Here is a 23929-nt window from a genome sequence, read left to right as displayed (position 1 = left end):
CCTGGTCCCCCTCACGTCTGTTGCGGGCATCGGGACGGATCGTCATCTCCCGCTCGGCCTCGAAGCCGGCCGGCGCCTGCGCCATGAGTGTTGTGGTCAGGGCCCGCCAGTGTGTCGCGCACCGCGTCGAGGGGCACAGGGCGTTCGTAGTAGGCCGCGAAGTGGCTCTGGATCGATTCGGGGGTGCGGTCGGTGAGGAGGCCGAGGAGGTGGGTCGAGCCGTCCGGGTCCTCGGTTCCGGTCGGGAACTCGATGCCGGAACCTGTGTGCCAGGCCGTGTCGGCGGGCTCGCGCCACAGGCAGAACGTCGCCCTGGGGCAGTCGAAGTCCCCTGCGCGGAACGCGGGGTCGTTCAGAAACGGACGGAGCGCTGTGGGTACGTCATCGATGACGCCGGGCCAGACCTCCTCGTCCTCGTTCGTGTACGGGCTCATCGGTGACTCGTGGTCGAAGCCGCGTATGAGCACTCCGGCGGGGGTGAACAGGACGGCGAAGTCGTCCCCGGCACCGTTGTCCATCAACGCCGCCTCGCTGGCCTGGCCCCAGGCGGCGAAGGAGTACGTGCAGTAGGCGGGGTCGTCGCCGATGGCGGTGTCGAGGACGGCCAACGCCCGGAGATGGGCGCGGAGTTCGGCGGGGCCGGGGAGCAGGTCGGCGGCGTCGTGCACGGTGGTCATGCCGCCAGGAAAGCAGCCGCCTCTGACAATCCGCGGGGCGCGGGGCGCCTCGGTCCTGGACCCGGGCCCGCGCCAACCCAGCCGCCCTGATCGCGCCGAACCCGGGCCGCGTCGACCGGCTCGATCCGACGGCGACGGCGACGGCGACGGTGACAGCGACGACCCCGGCCCGCGTCGCCAGAGCCACCCCCCCCAGGACCCGGCCCCGGGCCGCTCCCCCGACCAGGCCCTCCGCGAGCACCGCCCCCGGGGCCACATCGGCCGGCCCGCCCGAACCGCGATCGACCCGTGCCGACCAAGCTCCCGGCAGAGGGCCGAACTACGCATGCCACACACCCAGTTGACGCCCCCTGGGTATGCTCGACAGGCAGACAACACGGGCCAGTCGGAGCAGGGCGGGGGCTGAGGGTGGACGACGCGGTGGAGCTGGCCGACATGATCGCTCAGCTGCGGAGCGAGCTGAGCCGGGCCATGGCGGACGGGGAGGGTGAGGGGCTCCGGTTCCAGGCGGAGAAGCTCGACCTCGAACTCACCGTGGGGGTGGAGCGCAGCCGCGAACCGGGGGCCAAAGTGCGGTTCTGGGTCTTCGACGTCCACCACTCCACGCGCAGCGCGCAGACGGTGACCCAGCGGCTCACGCTCACCCTCAAGCCCGTCCGCGCGGACGAGCCCGATCGCCCGGCGTTGATCTCGGGTGCCGAGCTGCTCGATGAGGGCTGAGCCGGCGTCCGACGGATGTGGGCTCGACCCGCACCACATTGCCGAAATCATCGTCGAGACCGGCAGCGGCAGGCGGCGCGGGTCCGGATACCGCATCGCCGGCGGGGTGGTCCTGACCGCCGCGCACGTAGTCGCCGATGCGCGCACCCTGGTCGTACGGTGCGACGCCGACCGCACGGGGGAATGGTCCGCCCCGGCCGACGTGGCGTGGGCGCAGCAGGGCTTCGACCTCGCCGTACTGAGCATCGCGCCACCGCCCTCCGCGCCCGCCGTCGCCGAGCGGGCCCGCTTCGGGCGCATCGCGGACGACCGGCACGCCGTGATCGACGTGTGCGCCGCGGGGTTCCCGCTGTGGAAGCGCCGCGCCCGGCCCCAAGGCGGTGGATCCTTCCGGGAGTTGCACCAGGCGGACGGCACCGTCGCCGCGCTCTCCAATCTGCGGACCGGCACCCTGGAGATGACCGTCGCCCCGGCCGGTGCGGACCCCGACCCGGCGTCCTCGCCCTGGGCGGGCATGTCCGGCGCGGCGGTGTGGGCGGGGCGACGCATCGTCGGCGTGATGGCCGAGCACCACCGCTCCGAGGGCACCGGCCGGCTCACCGCCGTCCGCCTCGACCACGTCCTGCGGGGCCTCGACGGCGCGGCCCGCACCGCACTCTGCCGCCTGCTCGGCCTCGACGCGGGTGAACCCCTGCCCTTCGCGGGGCCGGGCGTGAGCCGGCCCGCGGAAGCGCGCGGCGAGTGGGAACCTGACCCGCGCGTGGTGGGCGTCCCCGTGGCGTACGGCATCGAGCTGTTCAAGAACCGCACCAGTGAACGCGACTCCATCGCACGGCACTTGAGCGACCCCGCGATCCGTATGGTGACCATCACCGGGCCGCGTGGTATCGGCAAGAGCGCGCTCGCCGCGAAGGTCATGGATCTCCTCGACCGCGGCGAATGGCCGGGCACCGTCCAGGGCCCGCTGCCGGCCGGCCTGGTCAACCTCTCCACCCGTACCTCCGGGATCTCCCTCGAGCGTCTCTACTTCGACTGCGCCCGGCTGCTCGGTCCCGAACGCCACGCCGAACTGCGGGCCGCCTGGAGCGCTGGCGGGTCGCCGCAGGACCGGCTCGCCGACCTGCACGACGCCCTGGGCGAGCGCCTGATCATCGTCCTCATGGACAACCTGGAGGACCTTCTCGACGACGACGGCAGCATCGTCGACGGGGAACTGACGGCCATCCTCGACTGGCTCTTCCGGGTCCGCTCCACACCGCGCCTGCTCGTCACCAGCCAGGTGCCGGTGCGCCTCGCGCCCGAGCTGCGGCGCTTCGCCGCCCATGTGGAGCTCTCCGAGGGCCTCAGCCCCGCCGAGGCGGCGGCCCTGCTGCGCGAACTCGACCGGGACGGCAGCCTCGGCATCGCGGAACTGTCCGACGACGAGCTGCTGCACGCCGCGGTGCACGTCCACGGCGTACCGCGCGCCCTCGAACTCCTCATCGGTGCGCTCGCCGACGACGCCGTACTGCTGCCCACCCTCCAGGACGTCCTGAAGGACTTCACCCGGCGCCACGACGTCGTGGCCGATCTCGCCCAGGACCGCTACAAGCGCCTGGACGAACGCGCGCACGCCGTCCTCGGTGTGCTCGCCGCGCTCCGTACGCCCGTGCCGCAGAGCGCGGTCGAGGAGATCCTGTCCGGGCTCGATCCCGAGCTGCCCGCGGCCCCCGTACTCATCTCGCTCGTCCGAAGACACCTGGTCTCGGTGGACCGGGCGCACCGCACCTTCGCGCTGCACCCACTGGACGCGGAGATCGCCTACGGACGGATGCCGCGGCACGGACCCCACAGGAGGCAAACGGTGGAACGCGAGATCGCGTCCTGGTACGGCCGGCAGACCCGGCCGCGGGGCGAGTGGCGCACCCTGGAGGACATCGAGCCGAACCGGCGCCGGTTCGACCACCTGGTGCGGGCCGAGGACCACGACGCCGCCGCTCGGGTGCTGTGCGACATCAGCGAATGGCTGGTGTGGCACGGCTCGGTACTGGCCGCGGTCTCGATGCACCTCGCGGTCGAAGGACGCATCCGCGACGAACGGGTACGCCTCGCCCACGCGGTCGCCTACGGGCACGCCCGGCTCAGCGCGGGCCCGATGGAGCAGGCGGTACGGCTGTTCGGCGAGGCCGCCGCCCTGGCCGAGCGCCTCGACGACCGGCCCGCCCTCCAGAGCGCGCTGTTCGGACTCGGCGACGCCCACCGCCAGCTCGGCGACCAGGGCGCCACCATCGCCCCGCTCACGCGCGCCGCCGAGCTGGCCCGTGAACTGGGCGACACCGAACGCGAGGTGCACGCCCTGTTGTCCCTCAGCCTCGCCCACAGCTATCTGGGCGACGGCAGCAGCGCGCTCACGGTGGCCGACCGGCTGACCGAACTCGCCGTGACCGGCGGTGACTTGCTGACCAGGGCGCGTGCGGGCAACGCGCGCACCATCGCCCTCCTCACCCTCGGCCGCTGGCAGGAGACCGCCGACGCGGGAGCCGAAACCGCCCGCGCCTACCGGGCCGCCGACAGCCGCGAGGCGATCGCCTACGCCCTCAACGCGCAAGGAATCGCCCTGCTCGCCCTCGACGCACCGGACCGCGCGGCCGCGATCCTGGAGGAGGCCCGCCACGAGGCCTCGCTGATGGAGAACCCGCGGGCCGAGGGGGTCTGTCTGCTGAACCTGGCCTGGGCGTACTGGTGCGACGGCCGCGCCGGGGAATCCGCCACCACGGCCGACCGCGCCTCCGCCGCCCTGGACATCGCGGGCGCCACCCAGGCAGCCGCGGCCCGCGCCCTGGCCCGCGCCGCCCACGCCCTCCCCACCGCCCCGGCCGAAGCCCTGGCCGAGGCCGCAGCCGCGCTCGACGGCAACGCGGAAGTCATCCGACCGGAGTGGGTGCTTGCGTGGGCGGGGCGGGCTCCGGAGTAGCGCCGGCCGAGACGGGCGGTGGGTGGGCTGCTGTGCCCGCGACGGAGTGCACGTCAGGGGCGGCAGCTGCCAGAGGGTGTTGCTTCGAGACGCGCGCTCAGGGGCGCGGACCGGAAGACGCCGGCACCCCCACCCCCGCCACCACCACCCCCCTCCCCACCCCCCAAACCCCCTCGAACGCCATCTGCTCCCCCCGCCCCGGCAGCACCACCGCGTGGAAGGTTCCGGTCGTGCGGCGCAGGGTTGCCTCTATGTGGTGGAAGCTCGTCGGGCGCGGGCCGGGGGTGTGGATGCCTTCCGGGAACCAGGCCTTGAACGTCGCCTCCTTCGCGCAGAAGAGCAGACGGTCCCAGTGCACCGACGGGTCGAGCGCGGCCAGGGCCGACAGGGCGGCGCGCTCCCGCGGGGTCGCCACCGCGTCCAGGACGCCGTCCCGCAGCGGGCGGTGCGGCTCCGCGTCGAGGCCGAGGGCCCGCACCGCGGTGGCTCGCGCGACCACCGCCGCGCGGTAGCCACGGCAGTGCGTCATGCTGCCCACGATCCCCGGCGGCCAGCGCGGCGCGCCCCACTCGTCGGGGAGCAGCGGCGCCGCCGCCGCACCCAGCGCCGCCATCGCCGCGCGCGCGCAGTGCCGCACCGTGGTGAACTCCCGACGCCGCCCGGCCCCCACCCCCGCCACCAGCGCCCGCTCCTGCGGGAACAGGCCCTCCCCGTCGGGGGTGTCGCCGAAGTGTTCCGCGGTGGCCGTCGCCGGGTGCGGGAAGAGCGCCTCGATCACGAGGTGGCCGGTGCGGTCAGCGCCGCCACCACGTCCTGGGCCACCTCCGTCACGCTCGGCCGGTGCACCAGCAGGGCCCGGTCGATCGGCACGCCGCAGCGTGCGCTCAGTGCGGACGTCAGCCAGGTGCCGGTCATCGAGTCGATTCCGTAGGCGCTCAGGGGGACGTCCGGGTCGATCAGGTCATGGTCCAAGTCCAGGTGCTGGGACAGGAGGTGGGCCAGATGGGTGGCCACGTCCTCTTCGGTGACCGTGCATCGCGGCGCCGGTGATCCGGCCGTACGGCTGCTCATGCGGACGTGCTCCTCTCCTCGCGGCCGGGCGCTGCGGCCCGCCGGCTCGACCACTGGGCGAGCAGGGGCACCCGGCCCGCCCTCACCTCGCTCGCGCAGTCGCGGCGCCTCGTCTTGCCGCTGGTCGTACGCGGCACCTGGTCGCGGGCCACCGCGAACACGCTCACCGGGGCCGGCAGGGTCCTGGCAACCGCGATGCCCGCCGCCCGCACCGCGTGCGCGAGCACCCGCGGATCCCGCTCCGCCGTCTCCACCACCACCGCGACCCCCGGCGCCCCCTCGTCCAGCGGCCACGCCGCGACCCGCTGGTGCGCGAAGGCCTCGTGCGCGGCGCCCGCCACCGCCTCCACGTCCTGCGGGAAGTAGTTCTCGCCGGCCACCACCAGGACGTCCTTGAGGCGGCCCGTCACATACAGCTCGCCGTCCTCGTCCACCCACCCCAGATCCCCTGTGCGGACGTAGCGACCCGCTGAGGGGGCGGGAGGCCGTCCGTCGTACGGGGGTGCCACGTCGAAGGGGTCTGCGGGTGCCGACGGCCCGCCCGTCCAGTAACCCAGGCCGTTTCCGGGGGAGTTGACCCATATCTCGCCCACCTCCCCGGCGGGCAGCGCCCGCCGTGTCGCCGGGTCGACGATCCGCAGCTCCACCCCCGGCAACGGACGCCCGCAGCCGACCAGTTCGACCGCCGGCCCCGGCGAGGACGCCGCCCCGGCCCGGCCGCGGGCCAGCGCCTCCCGGTCGCAGCGGCGGACCGGCGCCTCGTACAGGGGGCGGCCCAGCGTCACCCCCAGGGTGCACTCCGCGAGGCCGTACCCCGCCGAGAACACCTCCGGGCGGAAGAACGACGCGCGGAACGCGTCCGCGAAGCGGCGCAGCGTCTCCGCCCGCACCGGCTCGGCCCCGTTCGCGGCGATCCGCCACGTCGACAGGTCCACCCGGCCGCGCTCGGCCGCCGGGATCCGGCGCACGCACAGCTCGTACGCGAAGTCCGGAGCCGCGGCGAACACGTCCTCCTCGGCCTCGATCGCACGCAGCCACACCATCGGGTTCCGCACGAACGTGGCCGGCTCCATCGTGACCGCCGCCGCACCCGAGACCAGGGGCAGCACCACGCTGGTGCACAGTCCCATGTCGTGGAAGAACGGCAGCCAACTCACGACGGTGGTACCGGAGTCGACCTCGCACCGGTCGCGCAACGCCGTCTGGTTGGCGATCAGATTGTGGTGGGTGAGCATCACACCGCGCGGGGCGCTCGTGGACCCCGAGGTGTACTGGAGGAGGGCGATGGTGTTCGGGTCGAGCGCCGTGGGGTGGGGCTGGTGACGCAACAAGGCCGCCTCCGGCACGGGCCCCTCCGGCTCCCCCCGCCGGGCAGGCCCCTCCGGCCCCGCGGGCGCCCCCCGCTCCGCCCGGCGTACGGGTACGCGGAGCCGGCCCCCGGGCGCCTCCCGCTCGGCCTCCGCCGCCGTCGACACGAGTACCGCCACCGCGTCGCAGTCCCGCCCGATCGCCCCGAGGCGCGACGGTCCGCACGCGGGGGTACGCGGACGTTCCTCGCGGTCCAGCGGCGGTACGGGTACGGCGACGCGGCCCGCGTACAGGCAGGCCAGGAAGCCCACCGGGAAGTCCAGGCCGGGCAGGGCCGGGACGATCACGCGGTCGCCGGGCCCGCCCACCTCGCTCAGCGCGGCGGCCGTGGCCCGGACCCGGGCCAGGAGTTCGACGGCGGTCAGCCGCGCCAGACGCCCGCCCTCGGCGTCCAGCGCGGTGAACACCGGGCGGTCCGCGTCCGGGCCCGAGGCACGCAGCAGCAGGGCCTCCACGAGCGTCGCGGGGGTGGGGAGTTGGGGCGGAGTGGTCGCGGGGTGCAGGTCCATGGGGATGCGCGCTCCTCTCGGCTGGCGCCGCTCGGGAAGGCGTCCGCGGCCGTGCCGCGCGTCGCTGCCCCCGGCGACCCTCGGCCGATCGTCCCGCCCACCCCTGACGCACGGCTGACGCACCTGGCAGAGCCCCGGCCCCGCTTGCCCCGCCCCCCGGCGCACCTCGCGAAGGCCGGCCCGGCGCACCCGGCAGAACCCCGGCCCCGCGCGCCGCCCTCGCGGACCCCGGCCCCGCTTGCCCCGGGCGGGGCCGCCCGCCGCACTGTGCGAGACGCCGAACCGGCGGGGGATTCCGGTCCGGCGTCCGTTCATGGCCAGGCGCTCCTTTCATCTGCGCCTGGGCGTGGGGGAGTTTGGGGCGCGGCGGCCGGGCGAGGGCCGTGCGCCCGGGCAGGGCCGGGCCGCCGCCCCGCGTCGATTCCGCGACCCGCCCGAGCGCTCAGCCCGTGCGGACCGGCCCGAGGTCCAGGGCGTGGGCGCCGTAGAGGTCGCTCACCCAGTTGCTCTGGTAGATCGAATCCAGGTACCGCTCGCCGAGGTCCGGCGAGATGGCCACCGCCGTGCAGGGGACGCCCTCGCGGTGCTCGGCCAGCCAGCCGAGCGCGCCCGAGACGACCGTGCCGGTGGAGCCGCCGAACAGGAAACCTCCGGCGGCCAGCCGGTGCGCCACCCGGATCGTGTCGATCTCCGGGACCAGCACCACCTCGTCCACGTACGACGTGTCCAGGAGCGGCGGCCTGACCCCGGAGCCCAGGCCCGGGATCATGCGGGGTGCCGGCGGCCCGCCGAAGGTGACCGAGCCGACCGAGTCGACGGCCACCACGGTGACCCGGCCGCCCGCCTCCTTGAAGTACCGCGCGCACCCCATCAGCGTCCCGGTCGTGCCCGCGCCGACGAAGAGCACGTCGAGATCCGGGAAGCGCCGCGCGATGGCGGGCGCCGTCGAGCGGTAGTGCGCCTGCCAGTTGCTCGGGTTGGCGTACTGGTTGAGCCACACGTGCCGCTCGTCGGAGGCGCACAGCTGGCGTACGTGGTCGAGCCTCGCCCCGAGGAACCCCGCCTCGGGGTGGGGCTCGGTGATGGTGTGCACCCGGGCGCCCATCGCCTCCATCAGCCGCCGGGTGTTCAGGTTGCAGCGGGTGTCCGTGACGCACAGGAACTGGTAGCCCCGGCTCGCCGCGATCATGCTCAGCGCGACGCCGAGGTTCCCCGACGAGGACTCGACGATGATCGAGTCCTGGTGCAGGATCCCCTTGCGCTCGGCGTCGGCGATCATCGCCCGCGCCGCCTTCAGCTTGATCGACCCGGCGAAGTTGAAGCCCTCGCACTTCAGATACAGCGGCACGTCCAGGACGGACCGCAGGTCCACATAGAGATCCTCCGAGTGGAAGTCCTCGGGTACGGAGATCACCGGCACTTGGGCCCCCTCACCTCAGGAACGGCTGTCGGTCGCGGCGCGCCCATACCTGTCCACCTCGTGGAAGAACCCGTCGATGACGCGCAGTTCACCCCGGGCGGCCACCTCGTCGTACACGAACTTGCCGACCGCGAGGTCGAGCACACCGAGCCCGAACGGCGAGAACACCACGGGGCGGTCCGTGGGTATCACCACCTTTCCCGCCATCACCTCGGCGAGCGTCCCGTCGATGAACTCCCGTGAACCGGTGCGCTGTTCGGTCAGATGCGGCGAGGTGTCCGCCTTCAGGCAGTGCTCCACGTCGTCGACCACGTTCGCCGACGCGAGCAGCACCTCCGGCGACAGATCGCGCAGCGAGACGTTCAGGACCACGGGGTTGTGCGCGAACCAGGCCGGGTCGTGGACGTGCGGCGCCGCCGCGACCGTCGCGAAGACCACCAGGTCCGAGGAGCGGACCAGCTCCTCGGCACTGTCGTGCACGGTGATCCGTCCGCTCTCGCCCGCACCCTCCAGGTACGAGCGGAACTCGCCGGCGTACGCGGCGGACAGGTCGTGCACCCCCACCTCCTCGAACGTCCAGCCGGTGCCGGCGAGGTAGGTGTGGATGTGGCGGGCGATGAAGCCGGAGCCGATGAACCCGACCCTGCGCGGACGCGGACGCCCCCGCGAGAGCCGGTCGGCGCCGAGCGCCGCGGAGGCCGCCGTGCGGGCGGCGCTGATGATCGAACTCTCCAGGCACGCCAAGGGGTAGCCCGTGGCATGGTCGTTGAGCACCAGCACCGCGGAGGCACGGGGGATCCCCGAGGCCACGTTCTCCGGGAAACTGGAGATCCACTTCAGTCCGTCAACCCGGTTCGGGCCGCCGACGGAGGCCGGCAGCGCGATGATCCGGGCGGTCGGGCGGTCCGGAAAGCGCAGGAAATACGACGGCGGGTTGACCGTGTCGCCCTCGCCGTGCAGCCGGTAGGCGGCCTCCACCAGATCCATCGTGCGCTGCTCGTGGCCGGTCAGTACGCGATGTACCTGCGAGCCGGGGATCACGGCGAACGGCGGGACGGTTTCTTCCTTTGTCATCCACATCTCCATTGCAGCGGGCGGGCGGAGCGATTCCCACCCGGTAACCCCGCCTTTCATGCTCCCCGAGTCCGCTGACAGTGGGCTGACGCCGACCCGGCGCCGACCCGGCGCCCCTACCGGATCTTGCCGCCATCTGTCCATGGGGTTAGCCCCACCTGCGCTTTTCGGTCAACACTTAAGGATCTGGGCCCGAAGTCGGCCCACCCCTAGTCTCATTTCTCGGTGGCGCCACCCAGGAAAAACGCAACGGGGGCCGGAGCCACTGGCGAAACCCGTGGACTACCGAACAGGAGTCACCAGTGCTCAACAAAGTCGTGATCGTGGGTGGCGGCACAGCCGGTTGGATGACGGCCTCGTATCTCAAGGCCGCGTTCGGAGAGCGCATAAACGTCACGCTCGTCGAGTCCGGAAATGTCGGCGCGGTCGGCGTCGGCGAGGCCACGTTCAGCGACATCCGCCACTTCTTCGAGTTCCTCGGACTCAAGGAGAAGGACTGGATGCCGGCCTGCAACGCCACGTACAAGCTCGCCGTCCGGTTCGAGAACTGGCGCGAGAAGGGCCACTACTTCTACCACCCCTTCGAGCAGATGCGCTCGGTCAACGGCTTCCCGCTGACCGACTGGTGGCTCCAGCAGGGGCCGACCGACCGGTTCGACAAGGACTGCTTCGTCATGGCCTCGGTCATCGACGCCGGACTCAGCCCGCGCAACCTCGACGGCGCGCTCATCGACCAGCCCTTCGACGAGGGCGCGGACGAGATGCAGGGCCTGACGATGTCCGAGCACCAGGGCAAGACGCAGTTCCCCTACGCCTACCAGTTCGAAGCCGCGCTGCTGGCGAAATACCTCACCAAGTACTCGGTGGAACGCGGCGTGCGGCACATCGTCGACGACGTCCAGAAGGTCGACCTCGACGAACGCGGCTGGATCAGCGGCGTCACCACCGCCGAACACGGCGACCTCACCGGCGACCTGTACATCGACTGCACCGGGTTCCGCGCACTGCTCATCAACAAGGCGCTGAACGAACCCTTCATCTCCTACCAGGACACGCTGCCCAACGACAGCGCGGTCGCCCTCCAGGTCCCGATGGACATGGAACGGCGCGGCATCCTGCCCTGCACCACCGCCACCGCCCAGGACGCCGGGTGGATCTGGACCATTCCGCTGATGGGCCGGGTCGGCACCGGATACGTCTACGCCAAGGACTACCTCTCGCCCGAGGACGCCGAGCGCACCCTGCGCGAATTCGTCGGACCGGCCGCCGCCGACGTCAACGCCAACCACATCAAGATGCGCATCGGCCGCAGCCGCAATTCCTGGGTCAACAACTGTGTCGCCGTGGGCCTTTCCAGCGGATTCGTGGAGCCCCTCGAATCCACCGGAATCTTCTTCATCCACCACGCCATCGAGCAGATCGCCAAAAACTTCCCGAACGAGGACTGGAACCCCAACCAGCGCCTGCTCTACAACCGCTCGGTCTCCCACGTCATGGACGGCATCCGCGAATTCCTGGTCCTCCACTACGTGTCCGCCAAGCGCCAGGACACGCAGTACTGGCGCGACACCAAGACCCGCGTCATTCCGGACTCCCTCGCCGAACGCCTGGAAATGTGGAAGACCCAGGTCCCGGACTCCGAGAGCATTTTCCCGTACTACCACGGCCTTCCCGCCTATTCGTACATGTGCGTACTGCTCGGCATGGGCGGCATCGAACTGAAGCCGTCACCGGCGCTCGCCCTGTCCGACCCCACCGCCGCCGAACGCGAGTTCGCGGCCATCCGCGAGAAGACCGAGCGGCTCACCCGCACGCTCCCCAAGGCGTACGAATACTTCGCCCAGCACCACTGAGCGGACGACGGGGGAACCGCGACATGGAAACGCTGAGGCTCCTCGGCGACGCGACGCGCGTCGCCCACGTCCTGGCGGCGCTCGCCGTCATTCTCCTGATAGCCCTGGCCGGGCGCGCCCTGGCCAGGACCCTGCGCCAGCCCGTCGTCATCGGGGAGATCGTCGTCGGTCTGCTCTGCGGACCCGCCGTGATCGCCCTGTTCGGACGCGGCGCCCTGGACGCGGCCCTGCCCGCGCCCGTGTTCGACGTCGTCAAGCTGATCTCCCAGGCCGGCCTCGTCCTCTTCCTGGTGGGTCTCGCCCACCAGCTGGGGGCCGAGCACGGCGGACCGCGCCGCGGCGGCACCCTGTGGGTCGCGGCCGGGGCGCTGGCCCCGCCCCTGATCACCGGCCTGATGCTGGCAGGACTCGTCCTCGTCACCGACGACGGCGCGGCCCGCGGAAGCGCCCCGCTGCCGGCCTTCGTCCTGATGGTCGCGGTGTCGATGTCCATCACCGCCGTACCCGTCATGGCCCGGATCCTGGCGGACCGGGGCATGACCCGCTCACAGGCCGGCCAGACCGCGCTCGCCGCCGCCATCGTCATCGACGCGGTCGGCTGGCTCCTGCTCACCCTCGCCATCAGCCTCGGCAAGGGAAGCGTCGACGGACTGCTGCACTCGGCCCGGGCCCTCGCCTTCGGCGTGCTGTGCGCCCTGGCCGTCCGCCACGGCCTGCGCACCCGCACCGCCCGCGCAGCCTGCGCACGGCTGCCGCGCACCGCGGCCCTCACCCTCGGCGCGGTGGCCCTCACGGTCGCGCTCGCCATGGAACACCTCGGCATGACGGCGATCCTCGGCGCGGCCCTGGTCGGCTTCGCCGTCCCCGCAGGGCAGGACGCCCCCTGGGAACGCCCCGTCGCCGCCGTCCGACGGGCAGGCTCCCTGCTGGCCCCCGCCTTCTTCGTGGTCACCGGGATCACCGTGCTCACCGGCTCGTACGCCGACACCTCCTGGGAGCTCATCGCCGCCGCCGTGGTGCTCGGCTGCCTCGGCAAGGGGCTCGGCGGCTATCTCGGGGCGCGCCGGGGCGGCCGTTCACCCCGGACCGCCCGCCAGGTCGCCGTCCTGATGAACACCCGCGGCCTGACCGAACTCATCGCCCTGCAGGCCGGGTTGAGCGCCGGAATCCTGACCGGGCCCATCGTCCTCGCACTGATCGTCATGGCGCTCACCACCACGGCCATGACGGGACCGCTGCTCAACCTCCTCGACCGGGGCGAGCGCCGCCCCGTCACCGGCCCGCTCGCCGTAGCGACAGAAAGCAGTGTCCGATGACCGAACACACCGTCAACGTCGAAGTGGTGGCCGACCGGACGACGCCCGACCGCTTCCGCGCGATGATGAGCGGCTTCCCCACCGGCGTCGGCGTGGTCACCTCCACCGGCCAGGACGGGGCACCGCGCGGCATGACCTGCTCCTCGGTGTGCAGCGTCACGCTGAAGCCGCCGACGCTCCTGGTCTGCCTGCGCGAAGGCAGCCCCACCCTGGAGGCCATCCTGGAACGCGGCACCTTCGCGGTGAACCTGCTGCACGAAGGGGCCCAGGAGACGGCCGAGCTGTTCGCCTCCGGCAACCCCGAACGGTTCCACATGGTGCCCTGGGAGCAGGAGGCCGACTCGGGAGGCCCGCACCTGGTGCGGGACGCGCACACCGTGGCCGACTGCGACGTGAGCGCCCTGCACCGCACCGGCGACCACGTCACCGTCTTCGGCGCGGCCCGCCTCATCACCCAACGGCAGGGCGCACTGCCGCTGTTGTACGGCCTGCGCCAGTTCCGCCCCTGGTCCCGCCTGTGACCCGAGGGCCCGCCCGTACGGTGCGGCAAAGGTCCGGCCCCCTGAAGAAGGGGGCCGGACCTTTGTGGCGTCATGGGCACAAGTGCGGGGTCGAACAGCACAATTGATGGCGCGTCAGGAGACGTGCTGCGCGATCCGCTGCGGGACCGCGTCCAGGGCGTGGCGCCACAGCTGGGCCGGGGTGGCCCGTTCGGGCTCGCGGTCGCACGCGGTACGGGCCGGCAGGCCGTCGAGGAGGGCGAGGCCGAGGGGAGTCACCGTGTGCAGCACCGTGTTGCGGATGCGGCGGGTGGTGATCAGACCGGTCTGACGCAGCACCGTGGTGTGCTGGCTCGCGCCGGCCGCCGAGATGCCGAGCCGATGGGCGAGCTGGCCGGTGGTGCAGGTGGCGCGCAGCACCCGCAGCGCGGCGGCCCGGGTCTGGCCGACCAGCGCGCCGAGCGACTGCGCGCTGTCGTCGGGCTCGTCCCACAGGGCCGAGGCCCGCTGGACGTCCGGCGGCGCGGCGAACGCGAGCACCAGCTCGCCGCCCTCGCTGCGCCGCCCCGTGAGCTGGGCCGGCCGGTGGTGCAGGAACACCGACGGGGTGAGCGTCAGACCGCGCCGGTCGAGGTGGATGTCCTCGTCAGGGCCGCCAGGAATCTCCAGGACCTGCGAGCGCCAGGTGATCCGCGGGTGCAGGGTGGTCAGCAGCAGCCCCACGCCGCCCGCCATCACCACGCGGCCGCGCGCCTCGCACTCGCCCTCCAGATACGCCTCCATGTGGTCCCAGTACGGTGCGATGGCCGCCTGCCACACCTCCGAGAGCCCGGCCGCCTCGCGATAGGCCGACAACTGGGCGGCCAGGACGTCCGGTTGGGCCACATCACCGCTCAGGCCCTCGGTGCCGTTGTGCTCGATCAGACGCAGCAGCGCCTCGGGGTCGCTCACCTGGCTGACCCCGCCCGACCGTAACCTCGGCCAGGCGGGCAGCCGGGTGGCGACCTGCTTGCGCCAGCGCGCGTACGCCGGTGTGACGCCCCGGGCCAGCAGCCCGTACGCGAAGGCCGTCTCGATCAGCGGCCCGGCGGTGGTCGTCAGGCGGGTCTTGGCTATGTCGGCAGCGGTGAAGTGGATGCGTTGCATAACTGCCCCCGTTGGTGAGCGCGTTCGCGAAAGGAACGGTCGGGCCGACAGCCGCTGGACGTCAGGGGGACGTCGTCGCCCCGGCGGGGCCGGCCTCCTGTGGGCGGCCCCGGACATCGGGACATGACACGTGCGGGTCGTACGGCCCGTGCCCTCATGCTTGTCGTGGACGCTGACGCGGAGCTGACAGCCCGGTGACCATCAGCCGTCGTCGGCCGTCGTCGGTCACCATCGGCCGGTACTGGTCGGCCGGCACTGGGCGGCGGTCAGCGGTCAGCGGTCATCCGCCTTCTGTTATCCGTCAGTTGTCGGCCGTCAGCCGGTCACAGGAGCCAGTCGGCGTCCCGGGCGATCTTGATGGCGTCCACCCGGTTGCGCGCCTTGAGCTTGGTGACCACGGTCGTCAGATAGTTGCGGACGGTGCCGAGGGAGAGCCCGAGACGCCGGGCCACCTCGGTTGGTTTGAGGCCCTCGGCGGCCAGTTGGAGCACCTCGGTCTCCCGCGCGGTCAGCGGGCTCTCGGTGCTGTTCCAGACGGAGAGGGCGAGCTGGGAATCGATGACGCGCCGGCCCGCCGCCACCGTGCGCACCGCCGTGGCCAGTTCCTGCGGGGGCGCGTCCTTGAGCAGATAGCCGGACACCTGGGCGGTCAGGGCCCGGCGCAGGGTGCCGGGGCGGCCGAGGCTGGTGAGGATCAGGACCGCGCATTCGGGGAGCCGCTCGCGCAGCCGTGCCGCGGCGGTCAGGCCGTCGGTGCCGGGCAGCCCGACGTCGATGATGGCGACGTCCGGCCGGTGTTCCAGGGCCGCCGCCACGATCCGGTCACCGTGCTCCAGCTCGCAGACCACCTCGAAGTCGTCCTCCAGGTCGAGCAGCGCCACCAGTGCGCCCCGCACCATGTTCATGTCCTCGGCCAGCAGGATGCGGATCGTCACGAGGGCAGTTCCTCTCTCGGGCCTCTCCCACGCTCACCCCGCCGCGGCGCTCCCTGCGGGGCGTACGAGGCGGGCGCGGTGGGGCGGGCGGGTCCGGTGGTGGCGGCGGGCGCGGGTGCCGGCGCGGGCGTGGGTGCGGTGGCGGGGGCCCGGGCCGTCAGGCGGAAGGTGGGGCCCGGGCCGTGGACGGTGGTGAGCCGGCCGCCGAGTGCCCCGACCCGGTCGCGCAGGTTGTCCAGCCCGCTCCCGCCGTCCGGTGAGAGGTCGCGGTAGGACGAGTGGACGCCGTCGTTCTCCACGGAGAGCCGCACCCACCCCGCCTCCTCGGCCGCCTCGATCACACAGCTGTCGGCCCGTGAGTGCCGCAGCACATTGGTGACGGCCTCGCGCAGCACCGCCGCGAGCACGGCGTCCACCGCCGGTTCGGTCGCGCCGGTCCGGTGCTCGGCCCGTACGCGGATGCCGGCCGCCCGCAGCAGGGACTCGGCCGCGCCCAGCTCCTGCTCCAGGGACATGCGGCGCATGCCGTGCGAGACGGCGCGCATGTCGGCGAGCGACTGGCGGGCGATGGTGAGCACCTCCGCGACCTCGTCCAGGGCGCGCCCCGGACGCACCGGGATGAGCCGGAGGACCAGTTCGCTCTTGATCGTGATCGCCGAGAGGCTGTAGCCGAGCAGGTCGTGCAGGTCACGGGCGAAGCGCAGCCGCTCCTGGGTGACGGCGAGTCCCGCGAGCCGGCCCCGCGTCCGGTGCAGCACCAGGATGAGTTCCGCCATGCGGGTCAGGCCGTACACGACGAGTCCGGTCAGCAGCGTCGACTGGCCGAGCGAGACCATTTCGCGTACGGAGAGCCCGTCGAGCGTCGGCGGGATCAGCACGGACACCCCGACCACTCCGTAGGCGGGCCACGCCCAGCGGGCGGGCAGGAGCAGCAGCAGCGAGCCGGCCAGGAATCCGGCCATGGCGGCCCAGCGGTGCTGGAAGGCCACGATGGGCACATAGGTGAGCAGCGCCTGCGCGGCCAGGGTGGTGGCCCGCTGCCAGGCGGGGGCGTGGCGGGCGCGCGGGCTCGAATGCCGCAGCTGGATGAGGAAGACCAGGCCCAGACAGCCCAGCGAGACGACCAGCCGCGGTGGATCGGGCTGCGCGCCCTGGAGGTTGGTCACCATCACGCTCAGCTGCCCGAGCAGGACGACCGTGAGGATGAGCCGCGCGAGCCGGGGCGCGGGCAGATCGCGTGTGTCGAGCGCGGCGGCGGCCTCGGCTCCCGGCGGCGCCTCCTGAAGCGGTTCCCTCTCCTCGTGACGTGGCATCTCGTCCGCCCGCCCAGTCCCTTTCGATCTCGCCCGGTAGACCCACCGACACCACTGCGTCGTCGACCGGAGTTTAAGCGCTTGCCCCGAACTGGTGGGCGCCGCAAGGCAATTGGCGGCGGGTTGGTATGGCCGGGCGGCTGTTGGGGGCCTGCTCGCGGCGGCGGTCCGGGCGGGTCCGGGTCGTCCTGCGGGTGTGAGTTCTTCACTGTCGCGCCGTGAGAAGCAGAGATCGTCAACGGCACCGAACGCGCTTACTCTGACGACGGAGCGGTCCGGACGCGGCGCGAGCCCGCCGGGCGGCCGGGGCCGGTCAGCCGTGCGTCAGCGGATGACCGGAACCTGAGGTTTTCGGTGCGCGAACGGGACGGACGGCAGGACACGGGCCGCGTCCGGGCGCAACCACCCATGGACACAACGGTGTTGGCCGGTCCCGGACCGGCACGTCCAGCACGTCACGCGACAGATGGGGGCGACGCTGTGCAACGCATCCACTTCTCCGCGGCCGACCTGGCCAGGACCCGCCTCACGGCCGGCGCCGGGCCGCTGGTCGAGACGGCTTTCGCGGCCGGCCTGCTCGGCCGCGGCGTCCAGGCGCCCTATCTGCGCTGGCAGCGGCAGCTGGCCAACCGGCTGCCGCTGCCGCAGGCGCGGGCCCGGGGCGGCGGGCGGTGTGCGGAGGCGAACGACCGGGCGGGTTACGCGCTGCGCTTCGGCGTCGTGACGGGCGTCCCACAACTGCCGTTCACCGCACGTCAGTTGAACTGGCCGCCCGGTGTCGACCTGCTCGATGTGTGGCGCGCGGCCGTCGCGCCGTACTGGGACAACATGCAGGCCTATCTGGAGGCCGAGTGCGAGGCGCGGGTGCGTACCGTGATGGCCGGCGGGGTCGAGCAGCTCATGACCACCCTGCACCCCCGGATCACCTGGGCCTCGCCCGTCCTGGAGATCCCCGGCGGCCCGGACGAGGACGTGGTGCTCGGCGGTACGGGCCTGGTGGTGGCGCCCTCGGTGTTCCTCAACCACCGTCCCGCCCAGCTCATCCACCCGTCCGACGGCGGCGACCGGCCGACCCTGGTGGTGGCCGCGCCCCCGCAGCCGCAGGAGGCCGCCGCGCTGTGGGCGGAGCCGGAGGACACCGCGGAGGCGCTCGGGGCGCTGGTCGGCCAGACCCGGGCCGCCGCGCTGCGGGTGCTGCGCGGTGCCTGCACCACGTCGGAGCTCGCCGACCGGCTCGGGATTTCGGCCGCGGGCGCGAGCCAGCACACCGCGGTGCTGCGCCGCACCGGCCTGATCACCAGCCGCCGCATCCGCAACTCGATGCTGCACACGGTCACCCCGCTCGGCCTCGCGCTGCTCGAGGGCAGACCCGCGATCGTGCCCGCGCAGCAGACGCGTACCAGGTCATTGAGCGTCCGGTGAACAATACGGACGGGCCGGCGGGGGGCTCGTACGGAAAAAGGGGACCGGATCGCGGCCGCGGCGGCCCGAGATCGAAACCAAGCCATACTGATGACGCCTCCTTTCCCGCCGAGATGGTATTTCCCCCGGCGGAATCCTCCTGGGCATCATGTGCGAGTCCGCGAGATGACATGGGGGTCCTGCTATGGAAATCAACGTTCTTGGTCCGCTTTACCTCGCGCACGGAAGCAAGCGGTACACGATGGCCTCGAAGCGGGCCGGGGTGGTGCTCACCATGCTGGCCCTCTCTCCGGGCATACCGGTCAGTTCCGACCGAATGGTCGACGAGCTGTGGGGTGAGCAGCCGATGGCCAACGCGCGCAACGCACTTCAAGCCAATGTGAGACGGCTGCGCAAATTGCTGCAGTCGGTGACCGGCACCACCGAGCCGCTGCGCACCGTCAGCAGCGGATATCTGCTCGACGTGCCGGTGGCGAGTGTGGACGCGCACCGCTTCCTCGAACTCGCCGACGTCGGTGCCGCGCTGGTCGACGGCGACCCGCACCGGGCCATCGTCACCCTGGAGTCGGCGCTCGGCCTGTGGCGCGGGCCCGCGCTGCTCGACGCCCGCGACGGCATGCGCTGCCGGATCCAGGCCGATCACCTCGAAGAGCGCCGCATCACCGCGTACGAGGACCTGACGGCGGCCAAGCTCTCGGTGGACGCGGCCCGGGTCCCGGTCTCCGAACTGCGGCAACTCGCCGTCGAGCACAGCGGTCGCGAGCGGCTGAGCGAGCTGCTGATGCTCGCCCTCTACCGGGACGGCCGGCAGGCCGAGGCGCTGGAGATCTTCCACGGTGCACGCCGCCGTCTCGCGGTGGATCTGGGACTCGAACCGGGCCGTGCGCTGCACCGGGCCTATGAGGCGATTCTCCGCCAGGACGAAACGCTCGGCGAGCCGCGCTGTGTGCTCGCGCACGCCCTTCCCGCGGCCGGCTGACCGATTTCCGTTGCATTCCCCCGATGTCGTCCGGCGGCCCCCGCCCCCACTGGGCACCGATATGGACTGAACGTGTGCGTCCTGTTAGCGTGCGACCGGTCCGGGCCTTCTGCCGGATGGACGTCCGCGGGTGTCGGTCGCGAACGGGGGATAAGTGAACGTCGAGTTACGTCATGCCAGGATCGTGATGGCCATCGACTGTGCCGGGAGCATATCCAAGGCAGCGGTGGAATTGAACCTTCCGCAATCGAGCCTCACCGCGCAATTGCACCGCATTGAAAGAGCCATCGGCGGCGAACTATTCGTGCGGAGCCGCTCGGGCGTAATTCCCACCTCGCGCGGGGAGCGGCTGCTGCCGCTGCTCGCCGACCTCGTGCACCAGGCCGACCTGGTGATCGCCGAGGCCGGGGCGTACTCCTCGGAGGTGTTCCGCTTCGGCAACGCCGAATGGACTCCGCCGTCCTTGCGCATGGTGCTCCAGGAGGCGCTGCCCGTCGGCGAGGTGCGCAGCGAGACCCTCGCGCCGGCCGCCGCCGTGGCCGCCGTACGGGGCGGGGCGCTGAACGCGGCGCTGGTGCCCAGCATGGCGCTGGTGGCCCCGGCCGACGTGCTGGAGCCGGCCCTGGCCAAGACGGTCATCGTGCGTGAGCCGGTCTGGCTGGCCGTGCCGCGCGGCCACCCGCTCGCCGACCGGACCGGGGTGGGCGTCGCCGACCTCGCCGGCCTGACCTGGGTGCGGTACGCGCGGGACCACTGGTTCCACCCCATCGAGAAGCACCTCTTCGCCAAGTTCGACCACACCGACCCCGAGGTGCTCCACTACGTGGACGGCCACCACGAGGCGATGAACTGGGTGCGGGACGCGGGCGCCGTGGCCCTGACCACGCCGACCGGGGCCACCAAGGAGGTCGCGCTGGTGCCGGTGAGCGGCACGGCCAGCACCGAGATGCTGCTCGTGTGGCGCAGCGACTCGCTGGCCCGCAGCACCGTGCGCAGCCTGGTGGACACCGTACGGCGCTACTACTGCGAGTACGCCCGTACGATCGCCCGCTACTGGGCCTGGATCGCCCAACACCCCGAATCCTTCGCGGAGTTGAGACCCTTCCTGCCGGGCACCGCCTGACGGGTGCCCGGCGCCGGACGCGACCGTCCGGCTCACGGCATGGCCAGCACCTCCGCGGGCCGGGAACGCAGGGCCACCCGGGTGGGCAGCAGGGTGGCCAGGAGGGTGAGCACCCCGACCCCGGTCACGATCGCGAGATAGACCACGACGCCGCCACCCGGCAGCCACGAGCCGTCGAGGGCGAGGCTGAAGGGCACCAGCGTCGCCAGGGCCACGAACGACCCGAGCGCGATGCCCATCACCGCGACCAGCAGCGCCTCCACGGTCACCATGCGCAGGATCTGCCCCGGTGTGGCGCCGACCAGGCGTTGCAGCGCGAACTCGCGGCGGCGTTCGGACGCGGCCACCACCAGGGTGTTCACCAGGGAGATCACCGCGTAGCCGATGATGGTGCCGGCCAGCAGGTAGTTGATCCACGCGCTGGTGGCCTCGCCGCCGCCGCTCAGCTGGAGGTAGATCAGCGCGGTGGCCAGACCCGTGGCGAGGACCACCGGGGTCACCGCGCCGGCCGTGCGGATCCTGCGGGCGCGGGCGTTGTCCGACGCCAACTCCCCTGCCAGGCCCGGCAGTAGGCGCAGGGGCGGCCGCAGCAGGGCGAGCAGGACCCGGGTCGGGCCGGGGGCGATCAGGGCGACGCCGCCGGTCCACAGCATGGCGGCGGGGCCCGCGGTGCTGGAGGCCACCGAGCCGTCCATCACCGTGGCGGTGACGAACGCGAGCGCCGCGGCGAGCGCGAAGCAGAGCAGCGCGCACACCAGACGGGGCGCGCTCAGCCAGCGGGTGGGCAGCGCGGACTCACTGAGGGCCGCCGTCGGCGGGGCGAGCGCGGCCCTGCGCGAGGCGATGAACGCCGCGGCGATGGCCGCGCAGAACGCCGTACCGGCGGCGGTGCCCAGCGGGATCCACCCCGCCCGGTAGACGATCTCGGAGTCCACGACGCCCGCTCCCGCCAGCTGATGGAGCATCAACTCGCCCGCGGCGCGCCCCGGATAGAGCGCGAGCGCCGTCGCGATGACCCCGACCACCAGCGTCTCGCCCACCACCATGCGCCGGATCTGGCCGGGCAGTGCGCCGATCGCCCGCAGCAGGGCCATCTCCCGCATGCGCTGCTGGATGAGTACGGCGAGGGTGGAGCCCACGACGAACACCGCGACCATGGCGGCGATCCCGCCGAAGACGGCGGACATCGAGATCAGCGGGGAGGCGCCACCCTCGGAGTCGGGGAACTCCACGGTGCCCCGGTCCTCGCCGGTCACCGCGGTGGCGTCGAGACCCCGCAGGACCGGATCGATCCGCGCCTTCAACTGGCTTGCATCCAGAACCGGTTGGGGCAGCACGGCGATGGCGTCGACCTTGCCGGGGGTGCCGCGCAGCTGCTGGGCCCGGACGTCCGTGAAGTACAGGGCGGCGCCGGTGCCGGCGGAGGGGCGCACCACGCCGCTCACCCGTACGGCCACCGGTGTGCCGGAGACCGTCAGGCGCAGATGGTCGCCCGGCCGCACACCGAGGCGGCCGGCGAGCCCGGCGTCCAGGGCCGCCTCGCCGGCCGTACGCGGTGCGGCGCCCTCGGCGAGCGGGGCGCCGGCCAGCACCGCGGAGGACCAGCCGTGCCCGGTCATGCCGTCGTCCGCGCTCGCGCCCCGGTCGGGCGCGAGCGCGGGGAACGACACGTCGCCCAGGGCCTGGCGGACGCCGGGCACGGCCGCGAGCCGCGCGGTGAGCGAGGCGTCGAGCCGGTCGTAGGCGAGCACCAGGTCGCCGTCGGTGGACTGGCCGCGGGCGACCACCACGGGGGCGGTGGCATAGCGCTGGGGCGGCACGTCGGCGCGTACGCCGGTCTCCATGAGACCACCGCACGCGGCGAGGATCAGGGCGCCGAAGAACAGCGCGATGAAGGAGGCGAGGAAGCCCCCCTTGCGGAACCGGAGCGTTTGCAGGGTCTGACGGAACATCACAGGGCTCCCTTGAGGGAGGAGCGGGCGCCGGGCAGGTCGCCCCACGCGCCGAGGTGGGTCATGCGTTCGGCGATCGTGTCGGCCGAGGCGCCGTGCAGCTCGTCGACCACCTGGCCGTCGGCGAGGAAGACCACGCGGTCGGCGTGGGAGGCGGCCACGGGGTCGTGGGTGACGACGATCGCGGTCTGCCCGCCGTCCCGCACCGCCGAGCGCAGCAGGTGCAGCACTTCGAGGGCGGTACGGGTGTCCAGGGCGCCGGTGGGTTCGTCGCCGAAGATGACGGCGGGGTCGGTGATCAGGGCGCGGGCGATGGCGACGCGCTGCTGCTGGCCGCCGGACAACTCGCCCGGCCGGTGCCCGAGCCGGTCCGCGAGGCCGACCCGCTCCAGCGCGTGGGCGACCGCGCCCCGTGCGGGCCTGCGCCCGGCCAGGCGCAGCGGCAGCGTCACGTTGTCCTCGACGGTGAGGGCGGGCAGCAGGTTGAAGGCCTGGAAGATGAACCCGATGCGCTCGCGGCGGAGCTTGGTGAGGGCGCGCTCGCTCAGCCCCGACAGATCGAGCCCGTCGAGGGTGACCGTGCCCGAGGTGGGCCGGTCGAGCCCCGCGGCGCACTGGAGCAGGGTCGTCTTGCCGGACCCGGAGGGGCCCATCACGGCGGTGAAGGTGCCGCGACGGAAGCGGACGGTCACTCCGGCGAGGGCGGGGGTGGGGGTGCGCTGGGTGCCGTAGACGCGGCGGACGTCGCTGAGCACGACTACGTCGTCGGGGCCGTCGTCGTGGCCCTGCCGGGCGTGCGGGGTCTGCGGGGCCGCGGGGGGTTCTGGGCGCGGTCCTGGGGGAGGGCCCGGGTGGGGGCCCGGGTGGGGTCCTGTTCCGGATCCTGGGCGGTTCATCAGATCGACTCCCTGGTCGGGTGCGTACGGCCGGTCGTCGGGGCTGCGGACACTGCTCCGCAGGGACGCCCGTGGGGCGGGCAACTCGGTTTTTGAGGACGGGAGTTGACGCGCTCCCGGGCGGGTGGTGCGAGGGGTTGTGCCGTGTACTCGACCACTCTGACGCGGTGCTGTGTGAAGAGGTTGAGGGGTGGGGGGAGGATTCCACTTTCGGGTGAGGGGGCGCCTAGGATGGTGGGGTTCGGGCGGGGCGGCCAGGTGTTTCATCCCTCGCTGAACAACCCCGGTCAGCGGGGCCGGGGTTGACTTCCGCCCGGGGTGTGCGCAGTTCCCCGCGCCCCTGGTGGGGTTGGTGCGGACCCGCGTGTGCGTTCCGGCCCGCCTTGCGCAGTTCCCCGCGCCCCCAACCCCCTGATCGTGTGCGGACCGTGGTCGCTTCTCGCGCAGTTCCCCGCGCCCCCAGCAGGGTCGGTGTGACCCGCACGTGCGTCCCAGCTTGCGTCGCGCAGTTCCTCGCGCCCCTGACGCCACCGGTGCTGGCCCGGATGGTTGTGCCGGCCTGCCTTGCGCAGTTCCTCGCGCCCCCAACCCCGTGTTCGTGTGCGGGCCGTGGTCGCTTCTCGCGCAGTTCCCCGCGCCCCTTAACTGCTCGGTGCTGGGCAGCACCAGGCCACCTCAGCCCGTCCGGCGATTGAGGACGAG

The 23929-nt window shown here is 72.8% G+C and carries 19 protein-coding genes; 8 read left to right on the top strand and 11 right to left on the bottom strand.

Translation table 11 applies throughout. From position 1 onward, the window contains the following. Positions 1-11 precede the first annotated feature (11 nt). A complete protein-coding gene (locus tag ACGF3I_RS32735; protein ID WP_393138505.1) occupies positions 12-677 on the bottom strand; it encodes a hypothetical protein in 666 nt (221 codons plus the stop codon). A 408-nt stretch (positions 678-1085) separates the two neighbouring features. Here ACGF3I_RS32735 and ACGF3I_RS32730 point away from each other — a divergent pair, with 408 nt between their 5' ends. Further along, positions 1086-1397 (top strand): trypco2 family protein, encoded by a 312-nt coding sequence (locus ACGF3I_RS32730; RefSeq protein WP_393138504.1) that lies wholly within the window; start codon positions 1086-1088, stop codon positions 1395-1397. Next, positions 1387-4350 carry a trypsin-like peptidase domain-containing protein gene (locus ACGF3I_RS32725; protein ID WP_393138502.1) on the top strand — a complete coding sequence of 988 codons (2964 nt, stop codon included), beginning with the start codon at positions 1387-1389 and terminating at the stop codon, positions 4348-4350. Before ACGF3I_RS32730 ends, ACGF3I_RS32725 begins: the two co-directional genes overlap by 11 nt. A gap of 97 nt (positions 4351-4447) precedes the next feature. On the opposite strand, the gene ACGF3I_RS32720 is transcribed toward ACGF3I_RS32725, so the two are convergent. The 5 genes from ACGF3I_RS32720 to sbnB form a co-directional block, all read right to left on the bottom strand. Beyond that, entirely contained in the window at positions 4448-5128 is a 681-nt protein-coding gene (locus ACGF3I_RS32720; protein WP_393138500.1) for a 4'-phosphopantetheinyl transferase, read from the bottom strand. Next, positions 5125-5421 carry an acyl carrier protein gene (locus ACGF3I_RS32715; protein ID WP_393138498.1) on the bottom strand — a complete coding sequence of 99 codons (297 nt, stop codon included), beginning with the start codon at positions 5419-5421 and terminating at the stop codon, positions 5125-5127. Before ACGF3I_RS32715 ends, ACGF3I_RS32720 begins: the two co-directional genes overlap by 4 nt. Continuing rightward, positions 5418-7298 carry a fatty acyl-AMP ligase gene (locus ACGF3I_RS32710; protein ID WP_393138496.1) on the bottom strand — a complete coding sequence of 627 codons (1881 nt, stop codon included), beginning with the start codon at positions 7296-7298 and terminating at the stop codon, positions 5418-5420. Before ACGF3I_RS32710 ends, ACGF3I_RS32715 begins: the two co-directional genes overlap by 4 nt. A gap of 442 nt (positions 7299-7740) precedes the next feature. Further along, the gene (sbnA, locus tag ACGF3I_RS32705; RefSeq protein WP_393138494.1) at positions 7741-8718 is read right to left on the bottom strand and encodes a 2,3-diaminopropionate biosynthesis protein SbnA; all 978 of its coding nucleotides are present in this window, start codon (positions 8716-8718) and stop codon (positions 7741-7743) included. 15 nt (positions 8719-8733) lie between these two features. Further along, entirely contained in the window at positions 8734-9792 is a 1059-nt protein-coding gene (gene sbnB, locus ACGF3I_RS32700) for a 2,3-diaminopropionate biosynthesis protein SbnB (protein ID WP_393138492.1), read from the bottom strand. Between the two features lie 302 nt (positions 9793-10094). On the opposite strand from sbnB, the gene ACGF3I_RS32695 reads away from it, so the two are divergent. The 3 genes from ACGF3I_RS32695 to ACGF3I_RS32685 are packed head-to-tail and all read left to right on the top strand — an operon-like array spanning position 10095 to position 13482. Further along, positions 10095-11645, top strand: a complete 1551-nt coding sequence (locus tag ACGF3I_RS32695; protein ID WP_393138490.1) for a tryptophan halogenase family protein — start codon at positions 10095-10097, stop codon at positions 11643-11645. 23 nt (positions 11646-11668) lie between these two features. Then, the gene (locus ACGF3I_RS32690; RefSeq protein ID WP_393138488.1) at positions 11669-12961 is read left to right on the top strand and encodes a cation:proton antiporter; all 1293 of its coding nucleotides are present in this window, start codon (positions 11669-11671) and stop codon (positions 12959-12961) included. Further along, on the top strand, positions 12958-13482 hold the full coding sequence (locus tag ACGF3I_RS32685; RefSeq protein ID WP_393138486.1) for a flavin reductase family protein: 525 nt from the start codon (positions 12958-12960) through the stop codon (positions 13480-13482). Before ACGF3I_RS32690 ends, ACGF3I_RS32685 begins: the two co-directional genes overlap by 4 nt. Before the next feature lie 114 nt (positions 13483-13596). Here the strand turns inward: ACGF3I_RS32685 and ACGF3I_RS32680 are convergent, their stop codons facing one another. The 3 genes from ACGF3I_RS32680 to ACGF3I_RS32670 all read right to left on the bottom strand — a co-directional run bounded on the left by ACGF3I_RS32680 (position 13597) and on the right by ACGF3I_RS32670 (position 16855). Next, positions 13597-14607: an ArsR/SmtB family transcription factor gene (locus tag ACGF3I_RS32680; RefSeq protein WP_393138484.1), complete on the bottom strand. Its 1011-nt coding sequence runs from the start codon at positions 14605-14607 to the stop codon at positions 13597-13599. A 323-nt stretch (positions 14608-14930) separates the two neighbouring features. Then, entirely contained in the window at positions 14931-15542 is a 612-nt protein-coding gene (locus ACGF3I_RS32675) for a DNA-binding response regulator (RefSeq protein ID WP_393138482.1), read from the bottom strand. After that, positions 15539-16855 carry a sensor histidine kinase gene (locus tag ACGF3I_RS32670; RefSeq protein ID WP_393138480.1) on the bottom strand — a complete coding sequence of 439 codons (1317 nt, stop codon included), beginning with the start codon at positions 16853-16855 and terminating at the stop codon, positions 15539-15541. The genes ACGF3I_RS32675 and ACGF3I_RS32670 overlap by 4 nt, the downstream gene beginning before the upstream one ends. Before the next feature lie 480 nt (positions 16856-17335). Between ACGF3I_RS32670 and ACGF3I_RS32665 the strand changes: the two genes are divergently transcribed. From ACGF3I_RS32665 to ACGF3I_RS32655, 3 genes are all read left to right on the top strand, one after another. Beyond that, on the top strand, positions 17336-18277 hold the full coding sequence (locus ACGF3I_RS32665; protein WP_393138478.1) for an ArsR/SmtB family transcription factor: 942 nt from the start codon (positions 17336-17338) through the stop codon (positions 18275-18277). 241 nt (positions 18278-18518) lie between these two features. Next, entirely contained in the window at positions 18519-19256 is a 738-nt protein-coding gene (locus ACGF3I_RS32660) for a BTAD domain-containing putative transcriptional regulator (protein WP_393138476.1), read from the top strand. A gap of 154 nt (positions 19257-19410) precedes the next feature. Then, positions 19411-20379, top strand: coding sequence for a LysR substrate-binding domain-containing protein (locus tag ACGF3I_RS32655; protein ID WP_393138474.1), 969 nt, complete (start codon positions 19411-19413; stop codon positions 20377-20379). 32 nt (positions 20380-20411) lie between these two features. On the opposite strand, the gene ACGF3I_RS32650 is transcribed toward ACGF3I_RS32655, so the two are convergent. Together ACGF3I_RS32650 and ACGF3I_RS32645 are read right to left on the bottom strand one after the other, a co-directional pair. Then, positions 20412-22331: an FtsX-like permease family protein gene (locus ACGF3I_RS32650; protein WP_393138472.1), complete on the bottom strand. Its 1920-nt coding sequence runs from the start codon at positions 22329-22331 to the stop codon at positions 20412-20414. Further along, positions 22331-23086, bottom strand: a complete 756-nt coding sequence (locus ACGF3I_RS32645) for an ABC transporter ATP-binding protein (RefSeq protein ID WP_393138470.1) — start codon at positions 23084-23086, stop codon at positions 22331-22333. Before ACGF3I_RS32645 ends, ACGF3I_RS32650 begins: the two co-directional genes overlap by 1 nt. Positions 23087-23929: the final 843 nt, after the last annotated feature.

The sequence above is a fragment of the Streptomyces sp. NPDC048111 genome, assembly GCF_043202815.1.
In the GTDB taxonomy this organism is placed as follows: domain Bacteria; phylum Actinomycetota; class Actinomycetes; order Streptomycetales; family Streptomycetaceae; genus Streptomyces.
This window is presented reverse-complemented; position numbering and strand designations above follow the sequence as displayed.

What these genes read in the sequence shown, in the direction of transcription:
- ACGF3I_RS32735 (WP_393138505.1), bottom strand. Translation starts at nt 677, where the DNA reads ATGACCACCGTGCACGACGCCGCCGACCTGCTCCCCGGCCCCGCCGAA.
- ACGF3I_RS32725 (WP_393138502.1), top strand. Translation starts at nt 1,387, where the DNA reads ATGAGGGCTGAGCCGGCGTCCGACGGATGTGGGCTCGACCCGCACCAC.
- ACGF3I_RS32715 (WP_393138498.1), bottom strand. Translation starts at nt 5,421, where the DNA reads ATGAGCAGCCGTACGGCCGGATCACCGGCGCCGCGATGCACGGTCACC.
- ACGF3I_RS32710 (WP_393138496.1), bottom strand. Translation starts at nt 7,298, where the DNA reads ATGGACCTGCACCCCGCGACCACTCCGCCCCAACTCCCCACCCCCGCG.
- sbnB (WP_393138492.1), bottom strand. Translation starts at nt 9,792, where the DNA reads ATGACAAAGGAAGAAACCGTCCCGCCGTTCGCCGTGATCCCCGGCTCG.
- ACGF3I_RS32690 (WP_393138488.1), top strand. Translation starts at nt 11,669, where the DNA reads ATGGAAACGCTGAGGCTCCTCGGCGACGCGACGCGCGTCGCCCACGTC.
- ACGF3I_RS32685 (WP_393138486.1), top strand. Translation starts at nt 12,958, where the DNA reads ATGACCGAACACACCGTCAACGTCGAAGTGGTGGCCGACCGGACGACG.
- ACGF3I_RS32680 (WP_393138484.1), bottom strand. Translation starts at nt 14,607, where the DNA reads ATGCAACGCATCCACTTCACCGCTGCCGACATAGCCAAGACCCGCCTG.
- ACGF3I_RS32670 (WP_393138480.1), bottom strand. Translation starts at nt 16,855, where the DNA reads ATGCCACGTCACGAGGAGAGGGAACCGCTTCAGGAGGCGCCGCCGGGA.
- ACGF3I_RS32660 (WP_393138476.1), top strand. Translation starts at nt 18,519, where the DNA reads ATGGCCTCGAAGCGGGCCGGGGTGGTGCTCACCATGCTGGCCCTCTCT.
- ACGF3I_RS32650 (WP_393138472.1), bottom strand. Translation starts at nt 22,331, where the DNA reads ATGTTCCGTCAGACCCTGCAAACGCTCCGGTTCCGCAAGGGGGGCTTC.